The organism is Mesorhizobium sp. M8A.F.Ca.ET.021.01.1.1 (assembly GCF_003998025.1).
GTDB lineage: Bacteria > Pseudomonadota > Alphaproteobacteria > Rhizobiales > Rhizobiaceae > Mesorhizobium.
On the sequence record NZ_RZSJ01001089.1, the window covers coordinates 1 to 547 of the forward strand.

Here is a 547-nt window from a genome sequence, read left to right on the forward strand (position 1 = left end):
GGCTGCTGGCGCTGATACTTGGCACATCGTTCACCACCAGCCGTAGCGCGAGCGCCCCGTCGCCTCGGTGAAGATGTCGCGAAGCAAGCCGAGCTTGGCCACGATCTTGCCGCGCCCGGCCCAGTCATGCGGCGCGCGCGCCCAGCGCGGCAGGTACCATGCCACCGCGACCAGGACGGCCACGCCCGCGACCCTGATCGCCGGATGCAGGCCTGGCCAAACCGCCAACGCCAGCACGCCGACGACGAAGGCATCCTGCAGCCGGAACCACAGCAGCGAGGCGCTGGCGCGCATGAGCGGTACGCCGAAGATCTGGCGCAGGAGCAGGGGAAAAGCCGTCTCGCCGCCGCGGAAAGGGACGACGTTGATCATCGCGTTGTGGATCAGGATAACGCGCAGGCAGGCGCCGAAACGGCCTTGCACCTCGTCGCGGAACTCGTCGCAGACGCGCAGCGTTCGCAAGACATAGGTGACGAAAAAAGCGAGCGTCGCCACCGCGAGCGTCCCGGGCGTGACGCGGTCGAAGGCGTCGCCGACCGTCCTCCAG

At 68.6% G+C, this 547-nt stretch carries 1 protein-coding gene; it reads right to left on the bottom strand.

Annotation, left to right across the window (positions count from 1 at the left end):
• Positions 1-30: 30 nt before the first annotated feature.
• On the bottom strand, positions 31-547 hold a 517-nt coding region (locus EOA36_RS36745; RefSeq protein WP_245464586.1), incomplete at its 5' end, for a lysylphosphatidylglycerol synthase domain-containing protein.